This window comes from Pseudomonas sp. B6001, from assembly GCF_013386015.1.
Lineage (GTDB): Bacteria > Pseudomonadota > Gammaproteobacteria > Pseudomonadales > Pseudomonadaceae > Aquipseudomonas.
On record NZ_JACAOX010000001.1, the window covers coordinates 443,343 to 464,579 of the forward strand.

22 protein-coding genes are annotated in these 21,237 nt (G+C 61.3%); 12 read left to right on the forward strand and 10 right to left on the reverse strand.

Translation table 11 applies throughout. The features are described 5' to 3' along the window. Positions 1–2 precede the first annotated feature (2 nt). From HX821_RS02220 to HX821_RS02250, 7 genes are all read right to left on the reverse strand, one after another. Positions 3–848: a carbohydrate ABC transporter permease gene (locus tag HX821_RS02220; protein ID WP_003213012.1), complete on the reverse strand. Its 846-nt coding sequence runs from the start codon at positions 846–848 to the stop codon at positions 3–5. Beyond that, on the reverse strand, positions 841–1,749 hold the full coding sequence (locus tag HX821_RS02225) for a carbohydrate ABC transporter permease (protein ID WP_003213011.1): 909 nt from the start codon (positions 1,747–1,749) through the stop codon (positions 841–843). Before HX821_RS02225 ends, HX821_RS02220 begins: the two co-directional genes overlap by 8 nt. 88 nt (positions 1,750–1,837) lie before the next feature. After that, a complete protein-coding gene (locus HX821_RS02230; RefSeq protein ID WP_177035217.1) occupies positions 1,838–3,124 on the reverse strand; it encodes an ABC transporter substrate-binding protein in 1,287 nt (428 codons plus the stop codon). 106 nt (positions 3,125–3,230) lie between these two features. Further along, positions 3,231–4,490 carry an AGE family epimerase/isomerase gene (locus HX821_RS02235; protein WP_177035218.1) on the reverse strand — a complete coding sequence of 420 codons (1,260 nt, stop codon included), beginning with the start codon at positions 4,488–4,490 and terminating at the stop codon, positions 3,231–3,233. Positions 4,491–4,646: 156 nt separating this feature from the next. Next, positions 4,647–5,474, reverse strand: coding sequence for a hypothetical protein (locus tag HX821_RS02240; RefSeq protein WP_003213005.1), 828 nt, complete (start codon positions 5,472–5,474; stop codon positions 4,647–4,649). Positions 5,475–5,592: 118 nt separating this feature from the next. Further along, positions 5,593–6,591 carry an NAD(P)-dependent oxidoreductase gene (locus HX821_RS02245; protein ID WP_003213003.1) on the reverse strand — a complete coding sequence of 333 codons (999 nt, stop codon included), beginning with the start codon at positions 6,589–6,591 and terminating at the stop codon, positions 5,593–5,595. A 52-nt stretch (positions 6,592–6,643) separates the two neighbouring features. Beyond that, entirely contained in the window at positions 6,644–7,537 is an 894-nt protein-coding gene (locus HX821_RS02250; RefSeq protein ID WP_003213001.1) for a LysR family transcriptional regulator ArgP, read from the reverse strand. A 98-nt stretch (positions 7,538–7,635) separates the two neighbouring features. Here HX821_RS02250 and HX821_RS02255 point away from each other — a divergent pair, with 98 nt between their 5' ends. The 7 genes from HX821_RS02255 (at position 7,636) to HX821_RS02285 (ending at position 15,313) form a co-directional block, all read left to right on the forward strand. Continuing rightward, positions 7,636–8,037: an ACT domain-containing protein gene (locus tag HX821_RS02255; RefSeq protein ID WP_003213000.1), complete on the forward strand. Its 402-nt coding sequence runs from the start codon at positions 7,636–7,638 to the stop codon at positions 8,035–8,037. 5 nt (positions 8,038–8,042) lie between these two features. After that, positions 8,043–8,645 (forward strand): LysE/ArgO family amino acid transporter, encoded by a 603-nt coding sequence (locus HX821_RS02260; RefSeq protein ID WP_003212999.1) that lies wholly within the window; start codon positions 8,043–8,045, stop codon positions 8,643–8,645. A 175-nt stretch (positions 8,646–8,820) separates the two neighbouring features. After that, positions 8,821–9,417, forward strand: coding sequence for a superoxide dismutase (locus HX821_RS02265; protein WP_003212997.1), 597 nt, complete (start codon positions 8,821–8,823; stop codon positions 9,415–9,417). 158 nt (positions 9,418–9,575) lie between these two features. Then, a complete protein-coding gene (locus tag HX821_RS02270; RefSeq protein WP_003212995.1) occupies positions 9,576–9,773 on the forward strand; it encodes a hypothetical protein in 198 nt (65 codons plus the stop codon). Between the two features lie 269 nt (positions 9,774–10,042). After that, positions 10,043–12,094, forward strand: a complete 2,052-nt coding sequence (locus tag HX821_RS02275; protein ID WP_003212994.1) for a bifunctional diguanylate cyclase/phosphodiesterase — start codon at positions 10,043–10,045, stop codon at positions 12,092–12,094. 162 nt (positions 12,095–12,256) lie between these two features. Beyond that, on the forward strand, positions 12,257–13,594 hold the full coding sequence (locus HX821_RS02280; RefSeq protein WP_003212990.1) for an imelysin family protein: 1,338 nt from the start codon (positions 12,257–12,259) through the stop codon (positions 13,592–13,594). Between the two features lie 264 nt (positions 13,595–13,858). Next, positions 13,859–15,313, forward strand: coding sequence for a TrkH family potassium uptake protein (locus HX821_RS02285; protein WP_177008478.1), 1,455 nt, complete (start codon positions 13,859–13,861; stop codon positions 15,311–15,313). Here HX821_RS02285 and HX821_RS02290 read toward each other — a convergent pair. Beyond that, positions 15,270–16,325: an AraC family transcriptional regulator gene (locus HX821_RS02290; protein WP_003212986.1), complete on the reverse strand. Its 1,056-nt coding sequence runs from the start codon at positions 16,323–16,325 to the stop codon at positions 15,270–15,272. The two genes, HX821_RS02285 and HX821_RS02290, sit on opposite strands and share 44 nt — an antisense overlap. 161 nt (positions 16,326–16,486) lie before the next feature. Between HX821_RS02290 and HX821_RS02295 the strand changes: the two genes are divergently transcribed. Continuing rightward, a complete protein-coding gene (locus HX821_RS02295) occupies positions 16,487–16,798 on the forward strand; it encodes a DUF962 domain-containing protein (RefSeq protein ID WP_003212984.1) in 312 nt (103 codons plus the stop codon). A gap of 33 nt (positions 16,799–16,831) precedes the next feature. Continuing rightward, complete coding sequence (locus tag HX821_RS02300) at positions 16,832–17,416, forward strand: HD domain-containing protein (RefSeq protein ID WP_177035219.1); 585 nt, start codon at positions 16,832–16,834, stop codon at positions 17,414–17,416. Here the strand turns inward: HX821_RS02300 and HX821_RS02305 are convergent. Continuing rightward, positions 17,413–18,687: an MFS transporter gene (locus tag HX821_RS02305; protein ID WP_052024259.1), complete on the reverse strand. Its 1,275-nt coding sequence runs from the start codon at positions 18,685–18,687 to the stop codon at positions 17,413–17,415. The genes HX821_RS02300 and HX821_RS02305 overlap by 4 nt on opposite strands. Before the next feature lie 362 nt (positions 18,688–19,049). Between HX821_RS02305 and HX821_RS31715 the strand changes: the two genes are divergently transcribed. From HX821_RS31715 to HX821_RS02315, 3 genes are all read left to right on the forward strand, one after another. After that, the gene (locus HX821_RS31715) at positions 19,050–19,178 is read left to right on the forward strand and encodes a hypothetical protein (protein ID WP_003212978.1); all 129 of its coding nucleotides are present in this window, start codon (positions 19,050–19,052) and stop codon (positions 19,176–19,178) included. A 74-nt stretch (positions 19,179–19,252) separates the two neighbouring features. Continuing rightward, positions 19,253–19,426 carry a hypothetical protein gene (locus HX821_RS02310; protein WP_008430977.1) on the forward strand — a complete coding sequence of 58 codons (174 nt, stop codon included), beginning with the start codon at positions 19,253–19,255 and terminating at the stop codon, positions 19,424–19,426. A gap of 86 nt (positions 19,427–19,512) precedes the next feature. After that, a complete protein-coding gene (locus HX821_RS02315) occupies positions 19,513–20,712 on the forward strand; it encodes an MFS transporter (RefSeq protein ID WP_003212974.1) in 1,200 nt (399 codons plus the stop codon). Here HX821_RS02315 and arfB read toward each other — a convergent pair. Then, positions 20,709–21,122 carry an alternative ribosome rescue aminoacyl-tRNA hydrolase ArfB gene (gene arfB / locus HX821_RS02320; RefSeq protein WP_003212972.1) on the reverse strand — a complete coding sequence of 138 codons (414 nt, stop codon included), beginning with the start codon at positions 21,120–21,122 and terminating at the stop codon, positions 20,709–20,711. The genes HX821_RS02315 and arfB overlap by 4 nt on opposite strands. Positions 21,123–21,237 lie beyond the last annotated feature (115 nt).

Consider the following 21,237-nt stretch of genomic DNA (forward strand, 5'->3'; position numbering starts at 1 on the left):
GATTACCCCTTGACCGCGCCGGCCGTCAGGCCGCGCACGAAATACTTGCCTGCGACCACATAGACCAGCAGGGTCGGCAGCCCGGCGATCATCGCCGCCGCCATATCAACGTTATATTCCTTGACCCCGGTACTGGTGTTGACCAGGTTGTTCAGCGCCACCGTGATGGGCTGCGAATCACCGCTGGAGAACACCACGCCGAACAGGAAGTCGTTCCAGATCTGCGTGAACTGCCAGATCAGGCACACCATGATGATGGGTGTCGACATCGGCAGGATGATCAGGCGGAAGATCGTGAAGAACCCCGCGCCATCCAGGCGAGCCGCCTTCACCAGTGCATCGGGAATGCTGACGTAGTAGTTACGGAAGAACAGTGTAGTAAACGCCAGTCCGTAGACGATGTGCACGAACACCAGGCCCGTGGTGGTACTGGCCAGGCCCATCTTGCCGAGGGTGAACGAGGCTGGCAGCAGCACGGTCTGGAACGGCAGGAAGCAGCCGAACAGCAACAGGCCGAAGAACAACTGCGAACCACGGAAGCGCCACATCGACAGCACGTAGCCGTTCAACGCACCGATGGCGGTGGAGATCAGTACCGCCGGAACGGTGATCTTGATCGAGTTCCAGAAGTAGCCGTCAACCGTGGCCCAGGCTTTCACCCAGCCGATGCCGGTGATCACGGTGGGCCAGCTCAGCAGGTTGCCGGTGCTGATGTCTTCCGGGGTCTTGAAGCTGGTGAGCAACATGACCACCAACGGCACCAGGTACAGCAGGACAGCGAGAATCAGCACCGCGTAGATCGCGACGCGGCTCAGGCTGATGGCAGGTTTGCCAGCAAGACTAGTCATTGCGCTTGGTCCTCAGCTCGGAGTACAGGTAAGGCACGATGATCGCGAGAATCGCACCGAGCATCAGAATCGCACTGGCCGAACCCATGCCCATCTGGCCGCGGCTGAAGGTGAAGGAGTACATGAACATCGCCGGCAGGTCGGAGGAGTAACCCGGACCACCCGCCGTCATGGCCGCCACCAGGTCGAAGCTCTTGATCGCGATGTGCGCCAGGATCATTACCGCACTGAAGAACACCGGGCGCAGGCTTGGCAGCACCACTTTCCAGTAGATGCGCGGCATGCTCGCGCCGTCGATCTGCGCCGCACGGATGATCGATTGATCAACACCGCGCAGGCCGGCGAGGAACATCGCCATGATGAAGCCCGAGGCTTGCCACACAGCAGCGATCACCAGGCAATACACCACACGGTCCGGGTCGATCAGCCAGTCCAGGCGAAAGCCTTCCCAGCCCCAGTCACGCAGCAGTTTGTCCAGGCCCATGCCTGGGTTGAGCAGCCATTTCCAGGCGGTACCGGTGACGATCATCGAGAGCGCCATCGGGTACAGGTAAATGGTGCGGATAAAACCTTCGCGACGGATTTTCTGGTCGAGGAAAATCGCCAGGGTCACGCCGATCACCAGGGTGATGCCGATGAACATGCCCCCGAACACCGCGAGGTTCTTGCTCGCGACCCACCAGCGGTCGTTGTCGAACAAGCGCACGTATTGCGCCAGGCCTACGAACTTGTAGGTCGGCAGGAAAGTCGAGTTAGTGAACGACAGCACGAACGTCCACAGGATGTAGCCATAGAAGCCCACCAGAACGATGAACATGCTCGGCGCCAGCACCAGTTTGGGTAGCCAGCGCTGCAGTGCATCGAACGGCGAGGCTTTGCTGAACACAGCAACAGAACTCATGGGAAAATCCAGTACAGGGAAAAAGGACTACAGGAACAGGCCTTGTGGGGGTTAGGGGTCCCCCCACAAGGCCATTCGGTACTAACCGTTACTTGGCCGACTTGATCGCTGCCGCGAGTTTCTTCGCGGTATCGGCAGGGTCAGCTTTCGGGTCGTTGATGTAGTTGGTCACGACATCAAAGAACGCGCCTTGTACCGCCAGCGTGGTTGCCATGTTGTGGGCCATGCTTGGTTGCAGGCCGCCAGTCTTGGCATCCGCCAGGAAGTCCTTGGCAGCAGTCTGGGCGCAGGAGTCAAAGCCGTATTTGCCCATGTCTTGCAACATGTCGATACGAACCGGGATCGAGCCTTTGTTGATGCTGAAGACTTTCTGGAAGTTTTCGCTCAGCACGACCTTGGCGATGTCCTGCTGACCGGCAGCAGTGCCTTTGTCTTTCTGCTTGAAGGCTGCGAGGGAGTCGATGTTGTAGGTGAAGGCCTTGTCGGTGCCCGGGAAGGCTACGCACTCGTAGTCTTTGCCGGCGACTTTCTTGGCGGCGGTCCATTCACTCTTGGCCCAGTCACCCATGATCTGCATGCCGGCCTTGCCGTTGATGACCTTGGCGGCTTCCAGGTTCCAGTCCTGGCCTTTGCCGTCGGCGTCCATGTAGGTCGCGACTTTCTTCAGCTCGGTCAGGGACTTGATCATTTCAGGGCCGGTCAGGGCTTTTTCGTCGAGGTCCACCAGGGCTTTCTTGTAACCGTCAGCCCCCATGACCGAGAGCACGACCGCTTCGAAGACGGTGCTGTCCTGCCAAGGCTGGCCACCGTGGGCGAGCGCAATGAAGCCGGCTTTTTTCAGCTTGTCGCCAGCGGCGTAGAATTCTTCGAGGGTGGTAGGCGGTTTTTCGATACCGGCTTTCTTGAACACTTCCGGGTTGATCCACAGCCAGTTCACGCGGTGAATGTTCACCGGCACGGCCACGTAATCACCTTCGTACTTCACGGTATCGGAGACTTTCTTGTCCAGCAGGCTGTCCCACTTCTCTTCTTTGGCGGGTTCCTTCAGGACGTCGGTGTCGAGCAGCCCGGTGGACGCCCATTCCTGGATGTCGGGGCCTTTGATCTGGGCCATGCCTGGCGGGTTGCCAGCAACGGCGCGGCTTTTCAGTACGGTCATGGCAGTGGAACCGCCACCGCCGGCGACGGCACCGTCTTTCCAGGTGAAACCGTCTTTTTCAACTTGGGCCTTCAGGACATCTACTGCCGCTTTCTCGCCACCCGAGGTCCACCAATGCACAACTTCAACCGTCCCTTTCGAGTCGGCGGCAAAAGCACTGAGGGGAAACAACGAGGCAACGGAAATAGCTACGGCGAGGCGACTGATCGCTTTCATCTGAGTACCTTTTTTCTTGTTGTTATGCATGCAAGTCGGTGCTTGCGCTGCAAACGAGTTTAAACAGGGATTTTTCAGGTGCAGGTAACAAAGGGACGCCAAAATGTCACCACTTGGTGACATAGCGCCCGGTGGCCACGGCACTGGCCATGCTCGGTGACAAGGGTAGACCCGGCAGCAAGACAGACTGCCAGGCGTGGTAGAGGTCCGGTTTGCCACCCCAGATTTTCGCGCTGGGCTGGTTTTTCGGGCTCAGTTCGTGGTGCCAGCTGCCGTGGGTGCGGTCAATGAAACGGGTTTCACAGAACTCCCAGAAGCGCCGGTACCAGGTTTCGTAATGCAGCTCCCCCGTGCGTTTGAGCAGCGCCTGGGCAGCGGCACTGGCTTCGCAATGGGTCCAGTGCAGGCGCTCGCGCACCACGGGGCGCTGGCTCCAGTCGAGGGTGTAGACAATGCCGGGGGCGCCGTCGACGGCCCAGGCGTATTCACAGGCGCTGGCGAACAGGCCCTTGGCGTCGGTCACTAGCCACTCAGGGGTGACGAGCCCGGCATCCAGGCGCGCAGCCTCAAGGTGCAACACCAGTCGCGCCCATTCGAAGCCGTGGCCGGGGGTGATGCCGTAAGGGCGAAAACCATCGGCCGGGTTGTCTTCGTTGTAACCACGCAGGGGTTGCCAATGGCTGTCGAAATGCTCGATCACCATGTCCCGGTTTTCTGCCGCATGGGTATGAATAATCCGCTCGACGATGCGCAGTGCCCGGTCCAGCCAGCGGGTTTCACCGGTGACATCGGCCAGGGCCAGGAAGGCTTCAGTGGCGTGCATGTTGCTGTTGGCGCCGCGATAGGCTTCTACCCCGCTCCAGTCCTGGGCGAAGGACTCGAGCATCGCGCCCTCCTCTTCGCTCCAGAAGTACTGGTCGATGATGTGGATCGCGTCGTTGAGCAAGGTTTGCGCGCCGGGCGCGCCGGCCACTACTGCGGAGCTGGCGGCCAGTGCGACAAAGGCGTGCAGGTAGGCGGCCTTGCCGGTGTTGCCGTCGCGGGCGTCGGGCGTGGCGAACCAACCGCCGTGCCGGATATCGCGCAGCGGGCCGCTGAGGGCCACGACGCCGTGTTCCACCAGGTCGGCATAACCTGGCAGGCCCAGGCCATGGGCCATGGCAAAGCTATGGGTCATGCGGGCGGTGTTCATGGTTTCGGCGACGGCATCGGGCGGCAAAACACCGTGATCGTCGAGGTTGCCGAAGCCGTCAGGCAGCCTGGAAGCCTTGGCGAATGACAGCAGGCGCTGGCCTTCAGTGGCAAGCCAGGCGTGATGGGCAGGTGCGTTCAGCCAACTTCTGGCAGGCAGTGGTTGCGTGGTCATGATTAGCCCTTTTTATTATGTGCGGGATGACGGGAGTCTAAACAAGGGCGGCGCGAGGGCAAGTAACGAAGGAGACGGGAAATGTCACCGATTGGTGACATTGATTGTGCCAGGGCCTGCAGGCGTCATGTGTAGTGACGCCTGCAGCACCTCACATCACTGCTGCCCGAGAGGGGTGATCCGGGCCGGCTGGTTGATCTGCTGCTGCAGGTTCTGCACCTGGCTTTGCAAGGCAGTGACGTTACGCGTGGTCTGGATGCGGAACACGTCGAACTCCTTGGTGGACGGACCGTCGGAAGCAGCGGCGCGGTTGTCCAGTTCGCTCTTGAGGACCACAAGGTCCTGCTCCAGGCGGGCGATGGCGGCCGTGGGGTTGCCCTGTTTTTTCAGGGCTGCGACGTCGGCGGAGAGGTCCTTGAACTCGGCGTCCCGGGACTTGAGGGTAGCCACCGCCTCCGTCAGCGCCTGGACCTGGCCCTGCAATTGCGCGTTGGCACTGGACAGTTGGGTCGTGCTGGCGGTCATCTGCTCCAGGCGCTTGTCCAGGTCCGTTGCCTGGCCGGCCACGCCCATCTGCTGCTTGCCCTGCTCCAGCAACTGGGTCTCCAGCTGCTTGATCTGCAGTTTCAGGGCCTCGCTGCCATTATTCACATTGGCTTCGCTGGCCACCACCTTGCCGGAAATATCCTGCAGGCGCCCCGCCGCTTCCTCGCTGATGCGCGCGAAGCTTTCCTGGGTCGCCACCAGTTGCTGGCCCATCAGGGAAATCTGCTGGAAGCTCCACCAGGCAAGGCCGGCGAAGGCGAACAGCAGCGCACCGACCAATGCCCACAGCGGCCCGGTACTGGCGCTCTTGACCTTGACAACCGGCGCAGGCCGGGAGCGCACGGAGGTAGCCGGCGTGGGCTCGAAATCATCGTCGTCCGAGGTGTCGGCCCGCAGGCTGGGAACGTTGTCGAAGTCGTCGTTAGCATCGTTACGCATGAATCAACCTTAAATCCTTTGAGGTGGCATATGGATAGCCAGGCGTCGGAGTATAAACCCCCGACCTGCCGCACTGATCGACCCGGGTTCGCAAATTCGGTTCCCGGTGTGTTGCCGGTTATTTAAGTCCCACGTCCTGGGCCTTCCACCAGCTACAGAACTCGTCGAGGGCCGCCCACAGGCTGACCTTGGGCTGGTAGTCGAGATAATGCCGTGCGCGGGTGATGTCGAGGGTGAAATCTTTGTTCATCACCTGCATGCCCAGCCGTGACAAAGACGGTTCCGGGCGCCCTGGCCACATGGCACAGAAGGCTTCATTGAGCGCCGCAACGCTGTAAGACAAGCCGTAGGACCGATAACGGGTGACCTGAGGCATGTCCATCTGTCGCATCACGTAGTTCACCACATCCCAAACCGGCACCGGGGCACCGTTGCTGATGTTGTAGACCTTGCCCAACGCCGAGCCCGTCGCCAGCAAACTGCTGAGCAGGGCTTCATTGAGGTTGTGCACGCTGGTGAAATCGACCTTGTTCAGGCCATCGCCGACAATCGCCAGGCGGTTCTTGCGCTGCATCTTCAACAGGCGCGGGAAGATGCTCATGTCGCCGGCCCCCGTGACAAAGCGCGGGCGCAGGGCCAGCACTTCGAGGCCAAACTCCTGGGCGCCAAACACCTTTTGCTCCGCCAGGTATTTGGTGGCTGCATACGGATGCTTGAAACGCTTGGGCACTTGTTCTTCGGTCAAGCCCAGGTGGTCACGGCCGTCGAAGTAGATCGACGGCGAAGACAGGTGCACCAGGCGCCCGACCCGCTGCTTGAGGCAGGCCTCCACCACGTTTTCGGTAACCAGCACATTGCCCTGGTGGAAGTCCTGATAACGCCCCCACAGCCCCACGGCCCCGGCGCAATGCACCACGGCCTCGACGTCGCGGCACAGCTCGCGCACCAGGTCCGGATCATTCAAATCACCCTGGATAAACTCGGCGCCGCGCCGTACCAGGTGCTCCACACCTTCGGCCCGCCGCCCGTTGACCCGCACGTCCAGGCCCTGCTCCAGGGCGAAACGCGCAAAGCGCCCGCCAATGAAGCCGCTTGCGCCGGTGACCAGAATTTTCATGACTTACTCCGCATTCTTTCGTTTTTCATCGCTGTTGCCTTGACGCTGGCCATCACGCCAACGGCACCAACCATTGCCCCGTTGTGTGTGCCAGATGATCCGTCAGCAGGCCCAGCAATTGTCCACCACTGCGCCAATGATGCCAGTACAGCGGCACATCGATCGGCTTATCTGGCAGTAACTCCACCAACACGCCCTTTTCCAACTGGTCGCGCACCTGCAGTTCGGGCACCAGGCCCCAGCCCAATCCGGCTTCCGTCAGGCGAATAAAACCTTCGGACGAGGGGCATAGATGGTGTTCGAAACCACCGTCGACGCCCAGGGACGCCAGGTAGCGATGCTGCAGGAAATCATCCGGGCCGAACACCAGCGCCGGCGTGCGGGCCAGTTGATCGGCCCGCACGCCCTCGGGAAAGTGCCGGGCGACAAACGCCGGGCTGGCCAGCGCCCGATACCGCATCGCGCCGAGCAACAGGCTGCGGGCACCGGCCACCGGGCGTTCGCTGGCGCAAATACAGGCTGCCACTTCGCCGGCGCGCATGCGCTTGAGGCCGACGGTCTGGTCTTCTACCACCAGGTCCAACAGCAAATGCTGCTCGGCGCAGAAGTCGCTCACCGCCTCGGCCCACCACGTGGCGAGGCTGTCGGCATTCAAGGCGATGCGCAGGCGCTCGGGCATGCCCTCTTCATCCAGCGCGGGCACCTGGCTTTGCAGGTCGCGCTCCAGCAATCGTACCTGTTGCACGTGGTTGAGCAGGCGGCGGCCGATCTCGGTGGGCGTCGGCGGCGTGGCACGTACCAGCACCGGCTGGCCGATCCGCGCCTCCAACAGCTTGATGCGCTGGGAGATCGCCGACTGGGAAATTCCCAATACCTGCGCGCCCCGCTCGAAGCCGGCCTGTTCCACCACCGCCGCCAGGGCGGAAAGCAATTTATAGTCGAACATCAGTTTTCCTAATGAGCGATCAGCAATATTGGTTTTTCTTATACAGCCTTGGACGGGAGAATAGCCAGCATCGCTTCTTCTTATTCAAGGACCTCCACATGGCTGGCGAAACCGCCCTGGCAACCCTGCTGCGCAGCATGAGCCCACAGCTCAATGACGGCGACTACGTGTTCTGCACCCTGGCCGACAGCCGAATCCCCGAAGGTTGCGAGGTGATCGGCAGCTTCCGCGAGCAGGAAGGCCTGACGTTGATCGTCGAGCGCCAGCAGGCCGAGCGGGCCGGACTGGCCTTCGACTATGTGGCTGCGTGGATCACCCTCAACGTGCATTCGGCCCTGGAAGCGGTCGGCCTGACCGCCGCGTTCGCCACGGCTCTGGGCCAGGCCGGGATCAGTTGCAACGTGATTGCCGGCTACTACCACGATCACCTGTTTGTCGGGCGCGCCGATGCCGAGCGCGCCATGACGGTGTTGCGGCAATTGGCGGCGGGCGCGGAGTAAATCCTATGTGGCAAAGCTATATGAACGGCCTGTTGGTGGCCTTTGGTTTGATCATGGCGATCGGCACCCAGAACGCGTTTGTGCTGGCGCAGAGCCTGCGGCGCGAACATCACCTGCCGGTGGCGGCACTGTGCGTGGTGTGCGACGCGATCCTGGTGGCCGCCGGCGTATTCGGCCTGGCCACCGTGCTGGCGCATAACCCGGTATTGCTGGCGATTGCCCGCTGGGGTGGCGCGGCGTTCCTGCTCTGGTACGGTACCCTCGCCCTGCGCCGGGCCTGCTCGAAGCAGAGCCTGGGCGAGGGCGAGAACCTCAAGGTACGCTCGTTGAAGGCGGTGATGCTCAGCGCCCTGGCAGTGACGTTGCTCAACCCCCACGTGTACCTGGACACCGTCTTGTTGATCGGCTCCCTCGGCGCCCAGCAAACCGAACCGGGCGCCTACGTGGCCGGCGCCGCCAGCGCTTCGTTCCTGTGGTTCATGACCCTGGCCCTGGGCGCCGCATGGCTGGCACCGTGGCTGGCGCGTCCCGCCACCTGGCGGATTCTGGACCTGCTGGTAGCCGCCATGATGTTCAGCGTGGCCTATCAATTAATCAGCGCAGCGTAGATATTCCAAAACGCTCTGGAACCTCTATCCCACACAGTTGTTGCGTGGTTTTGCCGCACCCCCGGTGCTATGATCCAGCCCCTGCGCCGCAAAGAGTACAAACTCCCCGGCGCTTGTTTGGCCGCCCGTGATCGGCCTTGCGCTCACCGCAACTGACCTGATTAGGAGAATCATCATGGCTTTCGAATTGCCGCCGCTGCCCTACGCACACGATGCCCTGCAGCCGCACATTTCCAAGGAAACCTTGGAATACCACCACGACAAGCACCACAACACCTATGTCGTGAACCTGAACAACCTGGTGCCTGGCACCGAGTTCGAAGGCAAGACCCTGGAAGAAATCGTCAAGTCTTCTTCGGGCGGCATCTTCAACAACGCCGCTCAGGTCTGGAACCACACTTTCTACTGGAACTGCCTGGCGCCAAACGCTGGCGGCCAACCTACCGGCGCACTGGCTGAGGCGATCAACGCTGCCTTCGGTTCGTTCGACAAGTTCAAGGAAGAGTTCACCAAGACTTCCGTCGGCACCTTCGGTTCCGGTTGGGGCTGGCTGGTGAAAAAGGCTGACGGTTCCCTGGCACTGGCCAGCACCATCGGCGCCGGCAACCCGCTGACCAGCGGCGACACCCCGCTGCTGACCTGCGACGTCTGGGAACACGCTTACTACATCGACTACCGCAACGTGCGTCCAAAGTATGTGGAAGCGTTCTGGAACCTGGTCAACTGGAAGTTCGTGGCTGAGCAGTTCGAAGGCAAGACCTTCACCGCTTAAGTACCGCTTGCAGTAGAAAGAGCCCGGCGATTGCCGGGCTTTTTTGTGGGCGATTACAAATGGAAAAATGCCAGAAAACCACTGGAACTCATCAAAAGAATTTCGCCACGCAGCATGTAAGAGGAATGTCCCTCTGATTGACTGCAGGAGAACTTGATATGGATCTAGCATCTTTGATCGGCATGGCCCCTCAAGCACTTAACGTGTTCGATAACGTGACAGATAAGGGCCTGGACGTCCTGGACAAAAGCTTGGGCATCCTTGATAAGACCGTGGACATAGCTCGACAGGCCTTGGGGCAAATCGATCCTCAGGCGCAAGACCAGCCACAACCGCCGAAAATTTCGTTTACCTGATGGGCGCTGACGCTCGACGGTTTGTTTCGCTGGCCTGAAAAACCCGCGCTCGTCCTGAAAAGACGGTACAAGAAGTCGGCACGTACGATCCGCCGACTTCACTCCATGCCAGGCCTGCCTTTCCATTCCCCCTCCCAACGTCTTACCCCGGACGCGCTCATCTAAACTGCAAAACCTGCCCTGGCCGCAATGTCCCTTTGACTGCCCTCACGGGATTGCCAATACTCATGGCATATTGAGGCTACCCGCATGGAACAAGGAATAACCCTTTGAAGCTGGAACTCAAAAACAGCTTGTCGGTGAAGTTGCTACGGGTGGTACTGCTTTCGGCATTGGCCGTGGGCGTGGTACTGAGCGCGGCGCAGATCGTCTTTGATGCGTACAAGACGCGCCAGGCCGTGGCCGGTGATGCCCAGCGCATCCTCGACATGTTTCGCGACCCGTCCACCCAGGCCGTCTACAGCCTGGACCGGGAGATGGGCATGCAGGTCATCGAAGGCCTGTTCCAGGATGATGCCGTGCGCATGGCCTCCATCGGCCACCCCAACGAAACCATGCTCGCGGAAAAAACCCGCGACCTGCAACAATCCCCGAGCCGCTGGCTGACCGACCTGATCCTGGGCCAGGAACGCACGTTCACCACGCCGCTGGTGGGGCGCGGGCCTTACAGCGAGTACTACGGTGACCTGAGCATCACCCTCGACACCGCCACCTATGGCAAAGGGTTTCTCGTCAGTTCGGTGATCATTTTCATCTCCGGGGTGCTGCGGGCGCTGGCCATGGGGCTGGTGTTGTACCTGGTCTATCACTGGCTGCTGACCAAGCCGCTGTCGCGCATCATCGAGCACCTGAGTTCGATCAACCCCGACCGCCCCAGCGAGCACAAGATCCCGCAGCTCAAGGGCCACGAGAAAAACGAGCTGGGGCTCTGGATCAACACCGCCAACCAGTTGCTCGAATCCATCGAGCGCAATACGCACTTGCGCCATGAGGCGGAAAACAGCCTGCTGCGCATGGCCCAGTACGACTTCCTGACCGGCCTGCCGAACCGCCAGAAACTGCAGGAGCAACTGGACAAGATCCTGATCGACGCCGGCCGCCGGCAACGCCGGGTCGCGGTGTTGTGCGTGGGGCTGGATGACTTCAAAAGCGTCAACGAGCAGTTCACCTACCAGGCCGGCGACCAGTTGCTGCTGGCCCTGGCCGACCGCCTGCGCGCCCACAGCGGCCGCCTCGGCGCCCTCGCCCGCCTCGGCGGCGACCAGTTCGCCCTGGTGCAGGCCGATATCGAGCAACCCTACGAAGCCGCCGAATTGGCACAAAGCATCCTCGACGACCTGGAAGCCGAATTCGCCCTCGATCACGAACAGATCCGCCTGCGTGCCACCATCGGCATCACCCTGTTCCCGGAAGACGGCGACAGCACCGAGAAGCTGCTGCAAAAAGCCGAACAGACCATGACCCTGGCCAAGAGCCGCTCGCGCAACCGCTACCAGTTCTATATCGCCAGCGTCGACAGCGAAATGCGCCGCCGCCGCGAGCTGGAAAAGGATCTGCGCGACGCCTTGAGCCGCGAGCAGTTTCACCTGGTGTACCAGCCGCAGATCAGCTATCTCGACCACCGTGTGGTGGGTGTCGAAGCGTTGATCCGCTGGCAGCACCCGGAGCACGGCCTGGTGCCGCCCGACCTGTTTATCCCCCTGGCCGAACAGAACGGCACCATCATTGCCATCGGCGAATGGGTACTGGACCAGGCCTGCCGGCAACTGCGGGAATGGCATGACCTGGGCTTCACCGAGCTGCGGATGGCGGTCAACCTGTCGACCGTACAGTTGCACCACGCCGAGCTGCCACGGGTGGTCAACAACCTGCTGCAAATCTACCGCTTGCCGCCGCGTAGCCTGGAGCTGGAAGTCACCGAGACCGGCCTGATGGAAGACATCAGCACCGCCGCCCAGCACCTGCTGAGCCTGCGCCGCTCCGGGGCACTGATTGCGATTGATGACTTCGGCACCGGCTATTCGTCCCTGAGCTATCTGAAAAGCCTGCCGCTGGACAAGATCAAGATCGACAAGAGCTTCGTCCAGGACCTGCTGGATGACGACGACGATGCGACCATCGTGCGGGCGATCATCCAGCTCGGCAAAAGCCTTGGCATGCAGGTGATCGCCGAGGGTGTGGAGACCGCCGAACAGGAGGCCTACATCATCTCCGAGGGTTGCCACGAGGGTCAGGGCTACCACTACAGCAAACCCTTGCCGGCACGGGAGTTGGTGGCCTACTTGAAGCAGGCCCAGCGCAATAACGCCGCCATCCTCTGAAGCGATGCCGGCCATCGGGGCCACGCGCACCGATGGCCGGCAAATCGATACTAAATATTTCCTGCTTATAACGCTTTACACAAAATGCAAATCTTTCGCATTATGTCGCAGTTTTGCGCGCCCCCCGCGTGCCCCATCAACAACCGAAGCAGGATGTTCGCCATGATTCGTATGCCCCTGGCCACCGCCAGCCTTCTCGCCATTGCCATTTCGCTCGCCGGTTGCGGTGAAGGCAAAGACAAGGCCGCCGCGCCTCAAGCCCCGGCCGCCGCCAGCACCACCGCCCCGGCGGCTGCCCCGGCAGGCCAGGTAGACGAGGCCGCCGCCAAGGCTGTGGTCGCGCATTACGCTGACATGGTGTTCGCGGTGTACAGCGATGCCGAGTCCACCGCGAAAACCCTGCAAACCGCGATCGACACTTTCCTTGCCAACCCGAACGACGACACCCTAAAAGCGGCCCGTACCGCCTGGATCGCCTCGCGCGTGCCGTACCTGCAGAGTGAAGTGTTCCGCTTCGGCAACACCATCATTGACGACTGGGAAGGCCAGGTGAACGCCTGGCCCCTGGACGAAGGCCTGATCGACTACGTCGACAAGACCTACGAACACGCCTTGGGCAACCCTGGCGCCACCGCCAACATCATCGCCAACAACGAGATCCAGGTCGGCGAAGACAAGGTCGATGTCAAAGACATCACCCCGGAAAAACTCGCCAGCCTGAATGAGCTGGGCGGTTCCGAAGCCAACGTAGCCACCGGCTACCACGCAATTGAATTCCTGCTCTGGGGCCAGGACCTGAACGGCACCGGCCCGGGCGCCGGCAACCGTCCAGCGTCGGACTACATGACCGGTGATGGCGCCACTGGCGGCCACAACGAGCGCCGCCGCACCTACCTGCGCGCCGTGACTCAACTGTTGGTCAGCGACCTGGAAGAAATGGTCGGCAACTGGAAGCCCAACGTCGAAGACAACTACCGCGCCACGCTGGAAGCAGAACCTGCGACCGATGGCCTGCGCAAGATGCTGTTCGGCATGGGTAGCCTGTCCCTGGGCGAGCTGGCCGGTGAGCGCATGAAGGTTTCCCTGGAAGCCAACTCGCCGGAAGACGAACAGGACTGCTTCAGCGACAACACCCACAACTCGCACTTCTACGACGCCAAGGGTATTCGTAACGTTTACCTGGGTGAGTACACCCGCACCGACGGTACCAAGATGACCGGCGCCAGCCTGTCCTCCCTGGTGGCCAAGGCCGACCCGGCGGCCGATGAAGCGTTGAAGGCTGACCTGGCCTCCACCGAAGCGAAAATCCAGGTGATGGTGGACCACGCCAACAACGGCGAACACTACGACCAGTTGATCGCTGCCGGTAACGATAAAGGCAACCAGATCGTACGTGACGCCATCGCCGCATTGGTGAAGCAGACCGGTTCGATCGAACAGGCTGCTGGCAAGCTGGGCATCAGTGACTTGAACCCGGATAACGCTGATCACGAGTTCTGATCAGTGCCGCGTTGAATGAGGCGACCTTCGGGTCGCCTTTTTTGTGCCTGCCCTCCAAGCTCCATCAACCAGCACAAATCTCCTGTGGGAGCGGGCTTGCTCGCGAAAGCGGTGGGTCAGCCAATGCATCCGTTGACTGATACACCGCTTTCGCGAGCAAGCCCGCTCCCACACTTGATCTGCCACGTCTCCAACGCCCCCCCGGTTTACTTGCCCTGCACCGCAGGTAGAATGGCGCCTTTCCTGTCACCCCGAGCGGACCTCATGGCGTTGCCGACCTTACGGATAATCGGTTTCATTATCGGCATCTTCCTGATCACCCTGGCGATCGCCATGGTCATCCCCATGGCGACCCTGGTGTTTTTTGAACGCACCAGCGACCTGCCGTCGTTCCTCTGGGCCAGCCTGATTACCTTTATCGCGGGCCTGGCACTGGTCATCCCCGGCCGCCCGGAACATGTGCACCTGCGCCCGCGGGACATGTACCTGCTGACCGTCTCCAGCTGGCTGGTGGTGTGCATCTTCGCCGCACTGCCGTTCCTGCTGACCCAGCACATCAGCTACACCGACTCGTTCTTCGAAAGCATGTCCGGCATCACCGCCACCGGTTCCACGGTGCTCAGCGGCCTGGACACCATGTCCCCGGGCATCCTCATCTGGCGCTCGCTGCTGCACTGGCTCGGCGGCATCGGCTTTATCGGCATGGCGGTGGCGATCCTGCCGCTGCTGCGCATCGGTGGCATGCGCCTGTTCCAGACCGAATCCTCCGACCGCTCGGAAAAGGTCATGCCCCGCTCACACATGGTGGCGCGCCTGATCGTGGCGGCGTACGTGGGCATCACCATCCTCGGCAGCCTGGCGTTCTGGTGGGCCGGGATGGGGCTGTTCGATGCGATCAACCATGCGATGTCGGCAATTTCCACCGGCGGGTTTTCCACTTCCGACGAATCCCTGGCCCACTGGAAACAGCCGGCGGTGCACTGGGTGGCCGTGGTGGTGATGATCATGGGCAGCCTGCCGTTCACCCTGTATGTGGCCACGATGCGTGGCAACCGCCGGGCACTGATCAAGGATCAGCAGGTGCAAGGCATGCTCGGCTTGCTGCTGGTGACCTGGCTGGTGCTCGGCACCTGGTATTGGTGGACCACCAATCTGCATTGGCTGGAGGCGCTGCGCCACGTGGCGGTAAACGTCACTTCGGTAGTCACTACCACAGGTTTTGCGCTGGGGGACTACAGCATCTGGGGCAATTTCTCGCTGATGCTGTTCTTCTATCTGGGCTTTGTGGGCGGTTGCTCCGGCTCCACGGCTGGCGGGATCAAGATCTTCCGTTTCCAGGTCGCCTACATCCTGCTCAAGGCCAACTTGAACCAGTTGATTCACCCACGGGCGGTGATCAAGCAGAAGTACAACGGTCATCGCCTCGATGAAGAAATCGTGCGTTCGATCCTGACCTTTTCGTTTTTCTTCGCCATCACCATCTGCGCCATCGCCCTGGCCCTGTCGTTGCTGGGCCTGGACTGGATGACCGCGCTGACCGGCGCCGCCAGTACCGTGTCCGGCGTGGGCCCGGGCCTGGGTGAAACCATCGGCCCGGCCGGTAACTTCTCCACCCTGCCGGACGCGGCCAAGTGGATCCTGTCATTCGGCATGCTGCTGGGCCGGCTGGAGATCATTACGGTGTTTGTGCTGTGCATTCCGGCGTTTTGGCGTCACTGACAGGCAGCTCATGCAACCGCGCCCGGTACTCGCCGGGCGTGGCATCGAACCAGCGGCGAAACGCACGAAAGAAGTTGCTCGGGTCGGCAAACCCCAACAGGTAGGCAATTTCCAGCAGGGTCATGCTCGGCTGCGCCAGGTATTGCTCGGCCAGTTCGCGGCGGGTGTCGTCGAGCAAGGTCTGGAAACTCGTGCCCTCCTCCTGCAAGCGGCGCTGCAAGGTGCGCTGGGACAGGTGCAACGTCTGCGCAACCACTTCACGCTTGGGCTCGCCCTGGGGCAGCAATCGGCATAGCACCTGCCGCGCCTTGTGGGTCACCCGGCTCTCGGAAAACCGCGCCAGGTACTCCCCGGCAAAACGATCGTGCAACAACGCCATCGCCTCGTTCGCCGTGGGCAACGGCGCCTCCATATCGGCCCGTTCGAAGATCAGCGCGTCATAGGGCGCGTTGAACACCAGCGGTGCATGGAAGGCTTGTTTGTAGGGCGCCAGGTCCGCTGGCTGATCGCCCTGCACCAGCACCTTGCGCGGTTGCAACGTGCGCCCGGTCAGCCAGCCGCATAACGCCAGGGCACTGGCCAGGGACGCTTCGGCACTTTGCCGGGTAGGCGGCAGGTGGTCGCCGTGCACCGTCAGAATCAGCGCATAACCTTCGGGCAACAGGCGGAAACTCAGGTCGGCACTTTCAGCAATGATTCGCTGGTAACGCACCAGCCGCATAAAACCTTCGGCCAGGGTATTGCTGGACATCAAGGCGTAGCCGGCCACATGAAACGACGCCGGGCGCACCACCTTGCCCATGTTCAAGCCAATCGCCGGGTTGCCCGACAGCTCGACCGCGCGCTGCCAGAGCCGGGTCATGGAGTCCTGGGGGAAGCGTGCATCCGGGTCATTCAGCGCGGCGTAATCCAGGCCAAGCTGCTTGAACAAGGCACGGCAATCCAGGCCGTCCATTTCCAGCGCCTTGACTATCCCCATCGCCCAGCTTGCAGAAGTCGTTCGTTCGCTCATGGCGTTTTCTTAACAAGGAAGGCTGAAACGACAGCCAGGAATCCGAAGGATACTAAAGTGGCATCTATTGTCACTGGCTGTTACCACTGATGACTCTAGACTCAAATAAGCTCCCCGCCGAACATCTGTCGGGCAGAACAATAACCAGAGGGCCGACCACTGTGGAAAATGCCAGGCAATTCAACAGCTTCGCCGATTTCTACCCGTATTACCTGAGCGAACACGGCAACAGTACGTGCCGTCGCCTGCACTTTATCGGCACCAGCCTCGTTATCTTCATACTCGCGTTGGCGATCGGCAAAGGTGCGTGGTGGCTGCTGCTGGCGCTGCCGGTGGCCGGCTACAGCTTTGCCTGGATCGGCCATTTCTTCTTTGAAAAGAATCGCCCGGCGACCTTCCAGCATCCGCTGTACAGCCTGTTGGGGGATTTCGTGATGTACCGCGACATGATTCTGGGCAAGGTGCCGTTCTAGCCCCACGCTTGAAGAACAATAAGAGAGGCTTTGATGAACCAGCAGGCCCGTTTCACCCATATGCAGGATGGTACCCAGGAAGACTGGGCGATCATCGCCAAGGATTTCAGTGCTTACGCCCGGCAATTGCCAAGCCGGATCCTGGCGCATCTACGACTGCTGGAGGGCGACTTCGGCGGCTTCCCGGTGGACCGCCTGACCCACTCGCTGCAAACCGCCAGCCGCGCCTGGCACGATGGCCGGGATGAAGAGTACGTGGTGTGCGCCCTGCTCCACGACATCGGCGACACCCTCGGTTCCTACAACCACCCGGACATCGCCGCCGCGATCCTCAAGCCGTTTGTGAGCGCCGAGAATCTGTGGATGGTGGAGAAGCACGGGATCTTCCAAGGCTACTACTTCTTCCACCACCTGGGGATGGACCGCCACCTGCGCGAGCAATTTGGCGACCACCCGCAGTACCGGCAAACCATCGAGTTCTGCGCGCAGTACGACGCGGCGGCGTTCGACCCGGCCTACGACACCCTGCCGCTGAGCTTCTTCGAGCCGATGCTGGCGCGGGTGTTTGCCCAGCCGAAGAACTCGCTCTACAAGGCGGCGATGGAACGCCAGGTTTAAACCGGCAGCAATGTGCCACCGTGACCGGTTTGGGTGGCTGGCTCCGGATCTTTGACGATCTCCCGGGCCACCATCAGGATCACGATGGCCGCAATGATGTCGAAAATCGCCAGCACCACAAACAGCGGGCTGTAGCCGACCTTGGTCACCAGCACGCCGAACACCGCAGTAAATGCCGCAGCCCCGATAAACCCGCACATCTGCCCGCCACCGGTGGCGGTGGCCACGTCATTCTTGCCGAATGAGTCCGAGGCGATGGAAAACAGTGCACCCGACAAGGTCTGGTGGGCGAAACCGCCGACACACAGCAGGGCAATCGCGGTGTAGGCACTGTCCACCAGGCCGATGCACGCCGGGCCGATCATGCACAGGCAACCGAACAGCATCACCAGCTTGCGCGAGGTGAACAGCGAGACCTTGAAGTAGCGGTGGAACAACGGGCTCAGGTAGCCACCCAGCACACAGCCAATGTCGGCGGCCAGGAACGGCAGCCAGGCAAACAGCGCCATTTCCTTGATGTTCATGTGCCGCTCGGTCATCAGGTACAGCGGAATCCAGGCATTGAACGTCTGCCAGGCCGGCTCCGAGAGCATCCGCGCCGAGGCGATGGCGAAAAAGTTGCGGCTCTTGAGGATGCGCTTCCAGCTGGCTTTCTTCTGCACGCCTTCCTTGAGGTGGGTTTCCTGGCCGGCCTCGATGTACTCACGCTCGGCCTGGGCCAGCAGGCGCTGGTCACGCGGGTGCTTGTACAGCAGCAGCCACAGCCCGCTCCACACCAGGCCGATGCCGCCAACGATCAGGAATGCCAACTGCCAGCCGCTGTGCAAAATCGCCCAGACCACCAGTGGCGGCGCCAGCAACGCACCAAACGACGAACCAAAGTTGAACCAGCCGATGGCGACGGAGCGCTCCTTGGCCGGGAACCACTCGGTAATCGCCTTGACGCCGCCGGGGAAGCCCGCCGACTCCGTCAGCCCCAGTGCGCCACGGGCCACTGCCAGGCTCTGCCAACCGGTGGCGAATGCCGCCAGGGCACAGACTACCGACCAGGAGATGGCGAAGATGGCAAAGCCCATCTTGGTACCGATCGCATCGATCACATAACCGGCGATCGGCTGCATCAAGGCGTAGCACACCTGCCAGGCAACAACGATGTGGGAATACTGCTCAGTGGAGATACTCAGGTCGGTCATCAGCGTGGGGGCTGCGACTGAGAGCGTGTTGCGGGCCAGGTAGTTAATAATCAGGCCGACCGTCATCAGCCCGACCATCCACCAACGGATGCCTTTGATTTTCATCGCTTCACCTTAATTATTTTTAGATTTGAGGCGTACGTTCTGCGACCGAGCGCATCCGTATTACGGGCGCTATAAAACTGTAACGTCATATGTCGTCATACAACTGTTAGCGTTATATTCAGTCAGCAGCACGATGTCAATCCGTTGCAGGCGATGTTGTACGATGACAATCGACACCCCTGTGGCGCCACGTCACTTGCGCGGCGGGATGAAGACGCGTTCATTTTCTGAGATAAAATCTTTCTGTCATTTACAGTGCTGTATCCTGCACAGGCTTTTTGAACGCGCGGAATCACCTGCGATTGATAAAACAGATCTTGCGAGGAGCGACGACGATGCACGAAATCCCTAATCTCCCCTTCCCAAGCCTGCACGAAACTGAGCAGCCAACCCCGCAACAGGCCGGTGCCACCAAGCCCGAGCCCAAAGAGGCAAAACCGGTCGACCGCAAGAGCGAAGACTGAGAGCCGTACCCAGACCGTGTGGAAAGCGTGACATTGCGCGCTTTCCACACCGCCTGAACACCGTGAGCCCCGCCATGACCGACACCACCCCCGATACCGCCCTGCTCGACACTGCCTTGCACATGGTCGACGTATGGAACCGCCTCACCCCGGAAAAACAGGCCCTCCTGCTCAAGCGCTTCGGCACCCAGGAAAACGCCCTCGCCGCGTTGGTAACCACGCAACTGCTCAACCCCGCCGATCGCTAAAAGTTTGCTTTGCTGCCCCCGCACGCGCCCAGCATCGGTATCATAAGCAGCCTATCTTTTCCTGCTGCGACAGTGGACCTCTCCCCATGCCAGATACCCAGCGCCCCATGGCGGTCACGCTGCAAGTCGTTTCCATCGTTTTGTTCACCTTCATCGGCTACCTGAATATCGGCATTCCCCTGGCCGTGTTGCCTGGCTATGTGCACAGCGACCTGGGCTTTGGCGCCGTGATCGCGGGCCTTGTGATCAGCGTGCAATACCTGGCCACTCTGCTGAGCCGGCCCTACGCAGGACGCATCATCGATAACCGCGGCAGCAAGCGCGCCGTCATGTACGGCCTGGCCGGTTGCGGGTTGAGCGGCGTGTTCATGTTGCTCTCGGCGTGGCTGTCACACCTGCCGGCGCTGAGCCTCACCAGCCTGCTGATTGGCCGCCTGGTGCTGGGCAGCGCTGAAAGCCTGGTGGGCTCGGGTTCCATCGGCTGGGGCATTGGCCGGGTGGGCGCGGCGAATACCGCCAAGGTCATCTCCTGGAACGGCATCGCCAGCTACGGCGCCCTGGCCATCGGCGCACCGCTGGGGGTGTTGCTGGTCAGTCATTTCGGGCTGTGGAGCATGGGCGTCAGCATCATCCTGCTGGCGGTGCTGGGCCTGCTGCTGGCCTGGCCGAAAGTCGCCGCGCCGATCGTGGTGGGCGAGCGCCTGCCGTTCATGCATGTGCTGGGGCGCGTGTTGCCTCACGGCTGCGGGCTGGCGCTGGGCTCGATCGGGTTTGGCACCATCGCCACCTTCATCACCTTGTATTACGCGACCCAGCATTGGGATAACGCGGTGCTGTGCCTGAGCCTGTTCGGTGCCAGCTTTATCGGGGCGCGGTTGTTGTTCGGCAATTTGATCAACCGCATTGGCGGGTTTCGCGTAGCGATTGCCTGTTTGTCGGTGGAGACGCTGGGGCTGCTGCTGCTGTGGCTGGCGCCGGATCCTCATTTGGCGTTGGCGGGTGCGGCGTTGAGCGGGTTTGGCTTTTCCCTGGTGTTTCCGGCCTTGGGTGTGGAGGCGGTCAACCTGGTGCCCGCCTCGAGCCGGGGTGCGGCGGTGGGGGCGTATTCGCTGTTTATCGATTTGTCGTTGGGGATCACCGGGCCGTTGGCCGGGGCGATTGCGGCGGGGTTCGGGTTTGCCTCGATCTTCCTGTTTGCGGCGATCGCGGCGTTTGGCGGGTTGCTGTTGAGCCTGTATTTGTACCGGCAGGCGCCTAAGTACCGCGAAGAACGTCAGGCGAGTTAGAAGTCGACCTTGCCGCGGCCGGCCTTGATGCTGCCGCGTTTGGTCTTGGATTCGAGGCGGCGCTTCTTTGAGCCCAGGGTGGGTTTGGTGGGGCGGCGTTTCTTTTCGACCTTGGTGGCGCTGAGGATCAGTTCCACCAGGCGCTCGAGGGCGTCGGCGCGGTTTTGTTCCTGGGTGCGGTATTGCTGGGCCTTGAGGATCAGTACGCCTTCGCTGGTGATGCGGGTGTCGCGCAGGGCCAGCAGGCGTTCCTTGTAGAAGTCAGGCAGGGACGAGGCCGGGATGTCGAAACGCAGGTGCACGGCGCTGGAGACCTTGTTGACGTTTTGACCGCCAGCGCCCTGGGCGCGGATGGCTGTCAGTTCGATCTCGGCGTCGGGGAGGTGCACGTTGTTGGATATCACCAGCATTTTTTGATCGGGCCTTGGGGTGGAGGGGTAAGGATACGCCAATGTGTTGGGCTGCTGGGGGCTGGGGGCATATCCGTTATTTTTGTAATGGCGACTATTGGTTCCGCTCTTACAG